Origin of the sequence: Blautia sp. Marseille-P3201T, assembly GCF_900120295.1 — a bacterium.
Classification (GTDB): domain Bacteria; phylum Bacillota; class Clostridia; order Lachnospirales; family Lachnospiraceae; genus Blautia.
Genome location: NZ_LT635465.1, coordinates 202,516 through 215,106 on the forward strand (window position 1 = coordinate 202,516; position 12,591 = coordinate 215,106).

General features: G+C 38.1%; 12 protein-coding genes and 3 tRNA genes. 1 reads left to right on the top strand and 14 read right to left on the bottom strand.

What is annotated here, in order from left to right; translation table 11 throughout:
* The first annotated feature begins 4 nt into the window (after positions 1 to 4).
* On the top strand, positions 5 to 862 hold the full coding sequence (locus BQ7352_RS01490) for an AraC family transcriptional regulator (protein ID WP_072446369.1): 858 nt from the start codon (positions 5 to 7) through the stop codon (positions 860 to 862).
* A 77-nt stretch (positions 863 to 939) separates the two neighbouring features.
* Here BQ7352_RS01490 and BQ7352_RS01495 read toward each other — a convergent pair whose 3' ends face one another.
* The 14 genes from BQ7352_RS01495 to BQ7352_RS01560 form a co-directional block, all read right to left on the bottom strand.
* Positions 940 to 1,764 (bottom strand): purine-nucleoside phosphorylase, encoded by an 825-nt coding sequence (locus BQ7352_RS01495; protein ID WP_072446371.1) that lies wholly within the window; start codon positions 1,762 to 1,764, stop codon positions 940 to 942.
* Between the two features lie 16 nt (positions 1,765 to 1,780).
* Positions 1,781 to 2,509, bottom strand: coding sequence for a Crp/Fnr family transcriptional regulator (locus BQ7352_RS01500; RefSeq protein WP_072446373.1), 729 nt, complete (start codon positions 2,507 to 2,509; stop codon positions 1,781 to 1,783).
* Between the two features lies 1 nt (position 2,510).
* The gene (gene add, locus BQ7352_RS01505; RefSeq protein WP_072446375.1) at positions 2,511 to 3,488 is read right to left on the bottom strand and encodes an adenosine deaminase; all 978 of its coding nucleotides are present in this window, start codon (positions 3,486 to 3,488) and stop codon (positions 2,511 to 2,513) included.
* A 95-nt stretch (positions 3,489 to 3,583) separates the two neighbouring features.
* The gene (locus BQ7352_RS01510) at positions 3,584 to 4,696 is read right to left on the bottom strand and encodes a BMP family lipoprotein (protein WP_072446377.1); all 1,113 of its coding nucleotides are present in this window, start codon (positions 4,694 to 4,696) and stop codon (positions 3,584 to 3,586) included.
* An 18-nt stretch (positions 4,697 to 4,714) separates the two neighbouring features.
* Positions 4,715 to 5,380: a deoxyribose-phosphate aldolase gene (deoC, locus tag BQ7352_RS01515; RefSeq protein ID WP_072446379.1), complete on the bottom strand. Its 666-nt coding sequence runs from the start codon at positions 5,378 to 5,380 to the stop codon at positions 4,715 to 4,717.
* Between the two features lie 16 nt (positions 5,381 to 5,396).
* Positions 5,397 to 6,719, bottom strand: a complete 1,323-nt coding sequence (locus tag BQ7352_RS01520; protein WP_072446381.1) for a pyrimidine-nucleoside phosphorylase — start codon at positions 6,717 to 6,719, stop codon at positions 5,397 to 5,399.
* 14 nt (positions 6,720 to 6,733) lie between these two features.
* A complete protein-coding gene (locus BQ7352_RS01525; RefSeq protein ID WP_072446383.1) occupies positions 6,734 to 7,687 on the bottom strand; it encodes an ABC transporter permease in 954 nt (317 codons plus the stop codon).
* Positions 7,688 to 7,691: 4 nt separating this feature from the next.
* Positions 7,692 to 8,819: an ABC transporter permease gene (locus BQ7352_RS01530; protein WP_072446385.1), complete on the bottom strand. Its 1,128-nt coding sequence runs from the start codon at positions 8,817 to 8,819 to the stop codon at positions 7,692 to 7,694.
* A complete protein-coding gene (locus BQ7352_RS01535; protein ID WP_072446387.1) occupies positions 8,809 to 10,341 on the bottom strand; it encodes an ABC transporter ATP-binding protein in 1,533 nt (510 codons plus the stop codon). Before BQ7352_RS01535 ends, BQ7352_RS01530 begins: the two co-directional genes overlap by 11 nt.
* A 20-nt stretch (positions 10,342 to 10,361) precedes the next feature.
* Positions 10,362 to 10,775, bottom strand: a complete 414-nt coding sequence (gene cdd / locus BQ7352_RS01540; protein WP_072446389.1) for a cytidine deaminase — start codon at positions 10,773 to 10,775, stop codon at positions 10,362 to 10,364.
* Between the two features lie 13 nt (positions 10,776 to 10,788).
* A complete protein-coding gene (locus BQ7352_RS01545) occupies positions 10,789 to 11,961 on the bottom strand; it encodes a phosphopentomutase (RefSeq protein WP_072446391.1) in 1,173 nt (390 codons plus the stop codon).
* Positions 11,962 to 12,172: 211 nt separating this feature from the next.
* Positions 12,173 to 12,245, bottom strand: a tRNA-Asn gene (locus BQ7352_RS01550).
* Positions 12,246 to 12,255: 10 nt separating this feature from the next.
* Positions 12,256 to 12,326, bottom strand: a tRNA-Cys gene (locus tag BQ7352_RS01555).
* A gap of 50 nt (positions 12,327 to 12,376) precedes the next feature.
* Positions 12,377 to 12,448: transfer RNA gene (locus BQ7352_RS01560), tRNA-Glu, on the bottom strand.
* Positions 12,449 to 12,591: the final 143 nt, after the last annotated feature.

The following is a 12,591-nucleotide window of genomic DNA, read 5'->3' on the forward strand; positions in this document are numbered from 1 at the left end:
CAGAATGGAAATACTCAGCTCCTGTAAGGACTCCATTGCAAGCTGTATTAATCAAAAATCTTTTGCTATTGCCCATCTATACAGTGACGAAAAGCCAATGGATATGCACATTCACGATTGCTATGAAATTTATTATTCCATATCCGGCGGAAAACAGTTTTTAATTGATAATTGCTTTTACAATATCTTCCCTGGAGATATTTTCTTTATCAATCAATATGAAAGCCATCATTTAACTCAAATTGACAGTCAGGTGCATGAACGCATTATTATTTCTATTCATCCTGACTATTTAAAATCTCTGTGTACAGAAAACACAAATTTGGACGCATGCTTTCAAAACAGAAGTATGCGCTCCAACCACAAGGTGTCTCTGACCACAGAAGAGCAGAAAAACTTTCAATACTTTGTTCATAAGCTTTCTCATATTAAAGGATATGGCTCTGACATTTTAGAAAAAGCTGCCTTTTTAGAACTGATGGTTTTTCTCAATAAACGTTTTCATAAAAACCGGATTGCAGACACAGACAAGGAAATCAGTTCAAACGCACAGGTAGACAGTATTTTATCCTATATCAATCAACACATCGAAGAGCCTTTAAGTCTGGAGCAGCTGTCCTCTCACTTTTTCTTAAGCTCCTCCTACCTGTGCAGACTCTTTAAATCTGCTACGGGTACTACCATTAACAAATATATTACTGCCAAACGCATTTCTCATGCAAAGGAACTTCTGGCAGAGGGCTATACGGTGAGTGAAACCAGTGTAAGATGCGGATTTAACGACTACAGTAACTTCTTCAAAGCATTTACAAAAGCTACAAAAGTATCACCAAAAAAATATGCACAGTTTTTATCACAATAATGAATAAAGCTCAGTATGCCTGGCAAACACCTCTGTTTTGTCTTATACATACTGAGCTTATATTAAATACACACAAACTAATTCAATTTTGTTATAATTTCTGTAATCAGTTTCTTAAACTGTACAGCAACTCTATCTGCTGTTTCCTGTACTTCTTTATGATTTAATTCTTCTTTTGACATTCCTGCTGCCAAATTTGTAATGCATGAAATTCCACCGATTTCCATTCCAATATGACGGGCTGCCATTGCTTCACAGGCGGTACTCATTCCCACTGCATCAGCTCCCCACGCTCTTGCCATGCGGATTTCTGCAGGAGTTTCATAATTTGGTCCTGTAAACTGTGCATAAACCCCTTCCTTGATGTCAATCTCTAAATCTTTTGCCGCCGTTTTCATAATTTCCTGTATTCTCTTACTGTATACTTCACTCATATCGGGAAATCTCACACCCAGCTCATCTAAATTTTCCCCAATCAAAGGACTCGGCACGCCGGTTGTAATATGGTCTGTAATCATCATAAAATCACCTGGCTTAAATTCAAAATTTACGCCGCCTGCTGCATTGGTTAAAATTAATTTTTTCGCACCCAAAAGGGCCATAAGTCTGGTAGGAAGCACAACATCTGACATTGCATATCCTTCGTAATAATGCACACGTCCCTGCATAATTACAACAGGTGTTTTGCCCACATGTCCAAAGACAAAGCGACCTTTATGTCCTGCTACCGTAGATGTAGGAAACCCTTCAATTTCCGTATAATCAAGAGTCTGTACCACCTCAATTTCATCTGCATAATCACCCAGACCAGAACCTAAAATCAAAGCCACTTCCGGCTTAAAATCCACCTTCTTTTTAATACTCTCCAAACAGGTCATTAATTTTTCATACACTGCGCTCATAATAATCTCCCTTCTTTCATTCTATGTCTATAATTGCCGCAATTAACTCCTTTAGCTTTGTGTATTGCTTATATGAAACAAGAAGCTGATTTCCTTCTTTACTAATAAGGCCTTCTTCTGCAAACTTCTTTACAGAGCGGTTGATTGTCTTTACACAGAGTCCTGTAGTATCAGAAAGTCCCTGTCTTCCGCCCTGCACACGCAACACACCATTTTTAGCATACAACTCATATCTTTCCGTAAGCAACATTGCCAAACGGTCAGAACCTTGTAAAAATAAATAAGCTCTGCTCTTTCTGCCATCTTCTAATAAAGATTTTCCGGTAAGCTTTGCTTCCAGCTTAAGGACACGTAAATCTGTAAGAAGCCATCGCTCATACTTTGCTTTCGAAATCTTGACAATGGTACATGGGGTTACTGTCTCCAGTGTCGTCATATAATTGTCCAAATCCATAATAATCTCCATGCCTCCCAGTGCATGTACACAGTCAAATCGCATAAAGTCATAAGTAATCCCGTAAATTCTATAATCCGTTGCCTTAATTGTTCCTCTTCCTACAAAATATATCGTATCAATGGGAGTGTTTTCTCGTACAAATATTTGCCCTTTTTCCATTTCCTCAATCTGAAAAGAATCCATAAGCCATGCCGGCGCTGTTTCAAAATATTCTTCAAACTGCTGTTGTGTTTCTCTTTTACATTCTTTCAAAAACGGTAATACACTATACAAATATTTGTTCCGCATTTTATACCTCTTTCAGTCTTCTCAATAATTCTGCCTTTATTTCATCTTTCGCAAATGCTGCATGAATTGCATTTTCTGTAATATTTACAAGTTCTTCGTCTGTAACTCCATAATTTTTCTGTACAAATTCCATTTCTTTTTCTATGCTGGAATTACTTACGGTTCTGTTATCTGTGTTTATAGTAACACATAATCCCGCATCAAGAAACTCTCTCATAGGATATTCTGATTTATCTCTCACTGCCTTTGTCTGCAAATTACTGATTGGACACATTTCAATGCCAATGTTCTTTTCTCTGCACATTGCAATTGCGTCTGCATGTCCTCTTAAAGCAATACCATGCCCAATTCTGGAAGCGCCGCATTCCACAGCCTCTATAACATTTTCTACTCTTCCACACTCTCCTGCATGAATAGTAAACGGAAGCTTTAGCTTCTTCGCCTCTTGAAATAATCCCCGGAAATTTTCCATAGGAAATGCAGCCTCATTTCCTGCCAAATCCACCGCACAAATTCCTTCCCCTAAAAAATTTCTGGCAGCCTTCATCATCTGCAGATTGTCCTCATCTGTATGATGACGCATAGCACAGGCAATCACATTGTAATAAATTCCGCATTCCTTTTTTGCTTCTTCAAGACCTTCTAAAACAGACTGTATCACGCTTTTACAATCTAAGTTTTCATTCACAGACAGCAATGGCGCAAAACGCACTTCTACATATTGAATATTATCCTGTTTTAAACTCTTTAAAAAAGCTTTTGAAGTACGTTTTAATCCTGTTTCTGTCTGCATACAGGACAAAGGTAAATCAAATTTTTCCAGATATTCTGCAAGGTTTCTGCAGTCATCACGAACCTGAAGTTCTTCCTTCTTGACTTCTCTGCCTAAAAGCTCGCTGATAATTCCTATTGGCAGCGAACCATCCAGATGACAATGGAGTTCTACTTTGGGAAGCTGTATAATCTTTTGATTGTCCATTATTTACTCCCTTCTGACCATTATTTTTCAGTTAAAATAGTATAAGCACCTTACAACCTAATGTGAAGATGCTTATACCGATTAAAATTTCTTAATTATTTAATAGACTCAACCTTTACAATCTCAACTGGAAGTTTACTTGCATCATCTGCTGCAGTATCATTTGCAATCTTAATAGAACCATCTTTTAAGCCATTGTAAATTTCATCATATTTTTCCTGTGTAAATTTCTCAAACTTAGATATTTCCATTGGTAACTGAACGCCATTTTCTGATGCGCCTAATGTAATGGATTTTCCACCTTCAAAAGTTCCGTCATAAACAGATGCTACTGCATTGTAAACAGAGTCACTTAATGTTTTCATTGCAGAAGTAATAACTGTCTCAGATTCTACAGACTGGTCAACGTCTACACCAATAACTTTTTTACCTGCACCTTCAGCTGCTTTCATAACAGAGTTACCAACTCCACCGCCGCATGCAAAAATACATTCTGTTCCTTCGCTGTACCAAGCTGCTGCTTTTGCCTGATTTTCAGGAGAAGCAGCAAAGTTTCCTACATAAGTATATTTGATATTAATATCACCCTGTGCAAGACCTAAATCTTTTGCTGCTGCATCTGCTCCCTGAACAAATCCATATCCATAACGAACAACTGCAGGTACAGAAATACCACCCATAAATCCTAACTGTCTGTATCCCTCTTCTACTGCTGCATATCCTGCTAAATATCCAGCCTGTTCTTCTGCGTAGAAGATAGAAAGTACATTGTCTTTAATGTCTGGTGCTTTTCCTTCACCTTCTACAGGAGCTGCATCTACAATAACAAATTTTGTATCCGGATATTTTGTCTGTGCTTCAAAAATTGGTCTTTCAAATAAGAAACCTGGTGTTACAATAACTTTTGCTCCACCTTTTACTGCAAGGTCAATGGCTGTTAAACAAGCTTTATCTGATTTTTCTGAAGGTTTATAGTATTTGCATGTAATATCATTTTCATCTGCGTATTTTTTTAACCCTTCCCATGAACCCTGGTTAAAAGATTTATCATCAATTGTTCCTACATCTGTGATTAACGCCAGTTCATATTTACTTCCTTTGCTTTCCTTTTCTCCACTTTCTTCAGATGCACCTGGTTTTTCTGCACATCCTGCCATTCCTAATACCATTACTCCAGCCAGTACTAAGCTAATCAGTTTTTTCTTCATAATTTTTCCTCCTATTCTTTAATAGCCTTTTACACTTTGCCCTTTAATCAGGGAAATCGCTGAACTTGTACCAATTCTGTCACATCCTGCTTCCAGAAAGGCCTCCATATCTTCCACACTCTTAACTCCGCCTGCGGCTTTCATCTTTACGTGTGGTCCAATAAACTTCTTAAACAGAAGAATATCTTCCATTGTAGCTCCACCTGTTCCAAATCCTGTGGATGTCTTAATATAATCAGCACCTGCCTCTGTAACAGCTTTGCACATGGCAATTTTTTCTTCCTCTGTTAAATAGCAGGCTTCAATAATAACTTTTAAAATTTTATCGCCGGCTGCCTGTTTCAGACTTCTGATTTCCTCTGTAACCTTTTCAAAATCACCATTTTTCACATCTGCAATATTGATTACCATATCTACTTCAGATGCCCCATCTTCAATAGCCTGTACTGTTTCTGCAACCTTTGCTTTCGTAGTGCTGTATCCTAAAGGAAATCCCACTACTGTACAAATATTGATTTTGTCTCCATAAGTGTCATGAATTCTCTTAATATAACTTGGCGGTACACATACAGAAGCTGTATGGTACTCCATAGCTTCTTCACACAGCTTCTGTATATCTTCCCATGTGGCAAAAGCTTTTAAAAGTGTGTGGTCTACATGACTTAAAATTTCACTTGTGTTCATATAATTCCTCCTTGTCTTAATATTTTTCTATTCCTTTCGGAGTAACTCTGGCATAAACCAAAGGTTCCTTCTTTGGTGCTTTCTCTTCTATGAAAATGGATTTCCTGTATTTCTCTGCTGCTGCCTCAAATAATTCTTCCTTAGATGTATATAATGCCGCAAGAACATCACCTTTATTTACTTTTTCTCCGGTTTTCTTATGTAAAATAATGCCCGCAGTATAGTCAATTTCACTTTCCTTTGTCTCTCTGCCTGCACCTAACATAGCAGATGCAATTCCACAGCCCTCCGCATCAATGTGAGTAATATATCCGTCTTTTTCCGCCTTCACCTCATAGACATAAGGTGCTTTTTCAAACTTATCCGGATTTAAGATAACTTCAGAGTCACCGCCCTGCGCTTCTACCATAGCTACCAGACGTTCCAGAGCCGCACCGCTTTTCATTGCATTTTCAGCCAATGCTCTACATTCTGTTTCCGTACCTTTTCCTGCAAGATAAAGCATATTGGAAGCCAGCTGTAAACAAACTTCTGTTAAATCCGCCGGGCCTTTTCCTTTTAGAGTTTCCACGGCCTCGATTACCTCAAGGCTGTTTCCAATATTATGACCTAAAGGAATATCCATGTTGGTAATTAAAGCAGCCATTTTCTTTCCTGCATTTTCTCCGATAGACACCATTTCCTTTGCCAGTGCAATAGAGTCTTCTACCGTCTTCATAAATGCACCGCTTCCTGTTTTTACATCTAAAAGAATGCCGTCATTGCCTGCTGCCAGCTTCTTACTCATAATGGATACTGCAATCAGTGGAATGCTGTCTACTGTTGCGGTTACATCTCTCAGAGCATATAGTTTTTTATCCGCAGGCGCCAGATTTCCTGACTGTCCAATAACAGAAAGTCCTGTTTTATTTACCACATCAAAAAATTCTTCTCGGTCTAAAGATGTACGCATTCCCGGAATTGCTTCCATCTTATCTACAGTTCCCCCGGTATGACCTAATCCTCGCCCTGACATTTTGGCCACCTTTACTCCACAGGAAGCCACAATCGGAGCAATGACCAGCGTTGTCTTATCTCCCACACCTCCGGTAGAATGCTTATCCACTTTCATTCCTTCAATGCCGGATAAATCCACCATATCACCGGAATGTGCCACCGCCTGTGTCATTGCCAGAGTTTCTTCCTCATTCATGCCTTTAAAATAAACTGCCATTAAAAATGCAGACATCTGATAATCCGGAATTTTTCCATCTACATATTCTGTAATCATGTACTGGATTTCTTCTTTTGTCAGAGCTTCCCCATTTCTTTTCTTCATGATTAAATCATACATTCTCATAGTGATTGCCCCCTTTATCTGCTTCCTTTATCGTAAGGAATACCTTCTGCCTTCGGAGCCTGTGAATTCTTAGAGAAGAATGCCAAAACTACCAAAGTCGCAATGTAAGGAATCATTTTATAAACTTCATTTGGAATTGGCAAATCTTTTAAAACAGGAATAGCAGAGTACGCACTTGCCAAAGTCTTCATAATTCCAAAGAAAAATGCTGCCATAAAAATCTTATTACTTCTCCATTGTCCGAAGATTAATACCGCCAATGCTAAAAATCCATATCCGGCAACACTGGCATTAAAGTTTGTGGAAGTCGGTACGACAAATACAAGACCGCCAATTCCTGCAAGCACACCGGAAATAATAACACCGGAATATCTGATTTTATAAACATTTACACCTACAGAATCCGCTGCTCCCGGATGTTCCCCACAAGCACGAAGTCTTAATCCAAATCTTGTTTTCTTAATTACAAAAGCTGCCACAAGGAAAATTAAAATTCCAATATAAGTTGTAATATAACAGTTCTGGAAAAATAACGGTCCAATTACAGGAATATCGCCCAATACAGGCACTTTATCAATCTGAAAAGTATCTGTAAACTGAATTTGCTGAATTCCCTGAATTGTTCTTGCTGCAAAAATTGCAAATGCAGGAGCAAACATATTCAATGCAGTACCGCTGATTGTCTGATCCGCCTTCATATTGATGGATGCAAATGCGTGCAGCAAAGAGAAAAGTCCTCCTGTAATACCTGCGATTACAATAGCAATCAGTAAAAGTCCCTGCCCGCTTAAGTTTGCCTGTGTCATATTAATAAATAAAACACCGGCAAAAGCTCCAATTACCATAATACCTTCTAATGCAATGTTAATTACACCGCTTCGCTCAGAATACATACCGCCAATAGCTACAATCAGAAGCGGGATAGCAAAAAACATCGTCTGCTGCATAATAAAATATACAATATCCATACTCCTACTCCTCCTTCTTCAGATTGCTATTTGCTTCATCTGTGTGTTTTTTATTTTTTCTGGCCTGAATTTTATGAATCATACCTCTAAATAATAATGATAATGCACCACAATAAATAATAGCTGCAATAATCATATCAATAACTTCAGGAGCAAAATCAAACAACTGCATGTTGTAACCGCCTACTGTCAGATGTCCGATAAACAATCCGGCAAAAAGAATACCAATTGGATTAGACATACCAAGTAATGCTACGGAAATTCCTGAAAATCCTTCCGGTGCAATAATATCCAGTACCTGAAGATACTTTCCAGAATTTGCAAGATACAGCAACGCACCGCCGACTCCTGATAAAGCCCCTGCAATTACCATAGACAACACAATATTTCTTTTGGCATTGATACCTGCATATTTACTTGCATTAGGATTTTTTCCACATGCCTTTAATTCATAGCCAAAAGTAGTACGATTTAAAATTACATAAATTAAAATAACAAAAGCAATAACAATAAGAATTCCTACGTTAATATCTGAATTTGGAAAAATCTTGTCTAAACCGGCTTTCGGCAGATTTGCAGTAGACGCAACCGCCATAGACTGGTTCTTTACCTGGTCGTAAATAGTTCTCTGAATTAACATATTTACCATATACATTCCGATATAATTCATCATAATAGAAGCAATTACTTCGTTTACATTTCGAAATGCTTTTAAAAGTCCGGGAACCATTCCCCATAATGCACCTGCTAAAGCAGCGCCTACAATGGCTACTAAACAATGTAATCCTGCTGGAAGGAACGTACATTTTACACCAATTAAAACTGCCACATAAGCACCTACAGTAAACTGTCCCGGCGCTCCGATATTAAATAGACCGGTCTGGAAAGCAAATCCCACAGACAAACCTGTCATAATAATCGGAGTAGCATAATAAAACATCTGCCCTATTCCCTGAATTCCATCAGTAAATCCGCCCTGCAAAATCATCATAAAACCGCCATACGCCTGACTCGGATTACTTGCGAGCAAAATAATGAGTCCAAAGAGCAGACCACAGATAATTGCAAGAATTGACGAACAGAAACTTGTCATGCCCTCTCCCTGAAAAATATTTCTTTTCTTATTCTTCATTATTCACACTCCTTTTCGCTCCTGCCATGTACAATCCCAGTTCCTCTGTCGTAATCTTCTTCGGATCTACATCTGCAACGATTTCACCTTCGTACATTACAAGAATTCTATCACTTACATTCATGACTTCATCTAATTCCAAAGATACAAGAAGTACTGCCTTTCCTGCATCACGCTGTGCAATCAACTGCTTATGAATATACTCGATCGCGCCTACGTCCAATCCTCGAACCGGCTGTACTGCAATAACAATCTCCGGATTTCTATCCAGCTCTCTGGCAATAATTGCTTTCTGCTGATTACCTCCTGACATTCCTCTTACAATACTGTTTACACCTTGTCCGGAGCGAATATCGAACTTCTTAATCAACTCCTCTGCGTAGCTGCGAATTGCATCGAACTTCAAAAATCCGTGATTTTGGAAACGCTTTGTAAAATAACTCTGAAGCACCAGATTTTGCTGAAGATCATAGTCCAGAACCAGGCCATCCTTATGTCTGTCTTCCGGAATATGTGCCATACCATCCAGACATTTCTTTCGAATGCTTTCATGGGTAATGTCTTTTCCCTTCAGGAAAACTTGTCCCTCATCAATAGGCATCATTCCGGTAATACCATATACTAATTCAGACTGACCATTCCCATCAATACCTGCAATTGTAACAATTTCACCTTTTCGCACAGTAAAAGATACGTTCTTTACTGCCTCTTTGCCATGGTGTTTTGACTTAATTGTCATGTTCTTTACTTCTAAAATAGCATCCCCAGGAGTATTTTCTTCTTTATCAATAATAAAATTAACTTTTCTGCCTACCATCATTTCGGACATTGCTTCTTTAGAAGTTTCTGCAACATCAATAGTTCCGATATACTTTCCTTTTCTAAGTACGCTGCATCGATTTGCAACTTCTTTAATTTCATTTAATTTATGCGTAATAAAGATAATGGATTTCCCTTCCTCTACCAATTGCTTCATAACTTTCATAAGCTCTTTGATTTCCTGAGGAGTCAGAACTGCAGTAGGTTCGTCAAAAATCAAAATATCATTATCACAATACAACATTTTCAAAATTTCCACACGCTGCTGCATACCTACCGTAATATCTGAAATATATGCATCCGGATCAATTTTAAATTTGTATCGTTCACTTAATTCCATAATTTTTTTGCGGGCATCATCCATTTTCAAAACTCCGCCCTTTGTTGTTTCACGACCTAAAACGATACTTTCCAATACCGTAAAATTATGAACCAGTTTGAAATGCTGGTGCACCATTCCAATTCCTAAGGCATTTGCATCATTAGGATTGTTAATCTTCACTTCTTTTCCATTAATCTTAATCTGACCTGCTTCCGGCTGATATAAGCCAAAAAGAACACTCATAAGTGTAGATTTACCGGCTCCGTTTTCACCCAGCAGTGCGTGGATTTCACCCTTTTTTACGCGCAGTGTAATGTCATCATTGGCTTTAAATTCACCAAACTGCTTCGTAATATGGTTCATTTCAATTACATATTCCACGTTTCTTCCTCCTTTTTGTTTTATTTCAAATTAGCTGAGCTAAAACCATAAGGCAAGAGTTCCTCTAAAGTCATTACTCTACAGGTACTTTCCCCATCAGCAAGTATAATCTGAAACTCTTTCGGATTACAAAACTCCATCATAACCTGTCTGCATACGCCACAAGGCACACACATCTCATTTACATTTTCCCCATCTTTTGCACCTACAATTGCTATTTTTTCAAATTCTCTTTCTCCCTCTGAAACTGCTTTAAAAAAAGCTGTTCGCTCTGCACAGTTTGTAGGTGTATAGGAAGAATTTTCAATATTACAGCCCAGATAAATTTTTCCGCTTTTTGTCAAAAGAGCAGCGCCCACTTTAAAGTTAGAATATGGAGTATAGGCTTTCAATCTGGCTTTTTTTGCTTCTTCCAGCAATTTGAGATTATCCATATTTTCATCTCTCCTATTTTAAGATTTCATCCTTAAAGCTGGTTCCATCTAATTTATTATCAATTCCAAAAATATCTAACACTGTTGCCGCTATATCTGAAAAAGTTTTACGAGTTCCCAGATTGACACCTTCTTTAATTCTCTCTCCATAAACTAAAAATGGCACGCATTCTCTTGAATGATCAGTTCCCTTAAATCCCGGATCACAGCCATGATCTGCAGTTATCATTAAAATATCCTGCGGCTGCATTCTCTCCATAAAAGTTCCCAGTTGTTTATCAAAAACTGTAGCTGCCTTTGCATAGCCTTCAATATCATTTCTATGTCCATACAACATATCAAAGTCTACTAAGTTTACAAAACATAAACCATTAAAATCCTCATTCTGAAGCTGAATTGTCTTTTCCATCCCATCTACATTACCTTGAATTCTCTGCGTATGGGCAATTCCTCTTCCTGCAAAAATATCATAGATTTTACCTACTCCATAAGTATCAAATCCTTCTTTTTGCAGTACATCCAACATAGTATCTTTCGGTGGCAGCAGAGAAAAATCATGTCTGTTAGTAGTTCTCTGAAAATCAGGTGCGTCTCCCACAAATGGTCTGGCAATTACACGTCCCACTCCATGCTCTCCTACTAAAATTTCTCTGGCAATTTCACAATATTTATAAAGTTCTTCTACAGAAACAATATCCTCATGGGCTGCAATCTGAAAAACGCTGTCTGCAGATGTATACACAATAAGCTTTCCTGTGCGAACATGTTCTTCTCCATAATCTCTGATTACATCTGTACCGGAATATGGTTTGTTACAAAGCACTTCTCTGCCTGTTCTCTTCGTAAATTCATCCAAAACTTCCTTTGGAAAACCATTGGGATAAGTAGGAAGTGCTTTTGAAGAAATAATACCGGCAATTTCCCAATGTCCAATCGTTGTATCTTTTCCTCTGGATGCTTCCTGCATTCTTCCGTATCCACCAATTACTCTCTCTGGTTTTTCCAAATAGTCCACTCCATCTATACAGGAAAGTCCCAATTTTCTCATGTTTGGTGTATCATATTCTTTTGACTGTGTAATTGTATAAAGCGTATTTGCACCTTTATCTCCAAAATCTGAAGCATCAGGCGCATGTCCAATTCCAAAGCTGTCCAATACAATCAAATATACTCTCTGCTTGTTCATTGTTCTCGTCCCTTTCTTTATTATCTTTTACACTGCAATTATATATTTTTCATTATATAGTATCTCATATTCCCAAAAAAGGACTCATGTCCTTTTTTATAATCTTTTATAAATTACAAAAACATATCGCTCAGTTGATTTATTAATTAAAAAAGGAAGCTATACACTAATATCTTAATGTACAGCTTCCTTAAATTATAAATTAAAAAAACTCCCCCTGTTGGACTCGAACCAACGACACTGCGGTTAACAGCCGCATGCTCTACCGACTGAGCTAAGGAGGAATAATAAAAGAGGCGCCAACCAGATTTGAACTGGTGATAGAGGTGTTGCAGACCTTTGCCTTACCACTTGGCTATGGCGCCATATAATATATTATACTCACATATTTCATAAATATGCAAGCATTTTTTAGTGACTCCTACGGGAATCGAACCCGTGTTACCGCCGTGAAAGGGCGATGTCTTAACCGCTTGACCAAGGAGCCAGATATTTTCCACACCATACCTTCAAAACTACATATATAAAACGAAACTTTCCAACTGCCGTTCTGCTTAGTCCGCTTAGCAACCGTCACTCATAAGCTTCGCTTATTTCGTGTCCTTTGCTTCGCAAATGGCTTCGGTCTGA

What these genes read in the sequence shown, in the direction of transcription:
- BQ7352_RS01530 (WP_072446385.1), bottom strand. Translation starts at nt 8,819, where the DNA reads ATGAAGAATAAGAAAAGAAATATTTTTCAGGGAGAGGGCATGACAAGT.
- deoC (WP_072446379.1), bottom strand. Translation starts at nt 5,380, where the DNA reads ATGAACACAAGTGAAATTTTAAGTCATGTAGACCACACACTTTTAAAA.
- BQ7352_RS01510 (WP_072446377.1), bottom strand. Translation starts at nt 4,696, where the DNA reads ATGAAGAAAAAACTGATTAGCTTAGTACTGGCTGGAGTAATGGTATTA.
- BQ7352_RS01500 (WP_072446373.1), bottom strand. Translation starts at nt 2,509, where the DNA reads ATGCGGAACAAATATTTGTATAGTGTATTACCGTTTTTGAAAGAATGT.
- BQ7352_RS01525 (WP_072446383.1), bottom strand. Translation starts at nt 7,687, where the DNA reads ATGGATATTGTATATTTTATTATGCAGCAGACGATGTTTTTTGCTATC.
- BQ7352_RS01495 (WP_072446371.1), bottom strand. Translation starts at nt 1,764, where the DNA reads ATGAGCGCAGTGTATGAAAAATTAATGACCTGTTTGGAGAGTATTAAA.
- cdd (WP_072446389.1), bottom strand. Translation starts at nt 10,775, where the DNA reads ATGGATAATCTCAAATTGCTGGAAGAAGCAAAAAAAGCCAGATTGAAA.
- BQ7352_RS01490 (WP_072446369.1), top strand. Translation starts at nt 5, where the DNA reads ATGGAAATACTCAGCTCCTGTAAGGACTCCATTGCAAGCTGTATTAAT.
- add (WP_072446375.1), bottom strand. Translation starts at nt 3,488, where the DNA reads ATGGACAATCAAAAGATTATACAGCTTCCCAAAGTAGAACTCCATTGT.
- BQ7352_RS01520 (WP_072446381.1), bottom strand. Translation starts at nt 6,719, where the DNA reads ATGAGAATGTATGATTTAATCATGAAGAAAAGAAATGGGGAAGCTCTG.
- BQ7352_RS01545 (WP_072446391.1), bottom strand. Translation starts at nt 11,961, where the DNA reads ATGAACAAGCAGAGAGTATATTTGATTGTATTGGACAGCTTTGGAATT.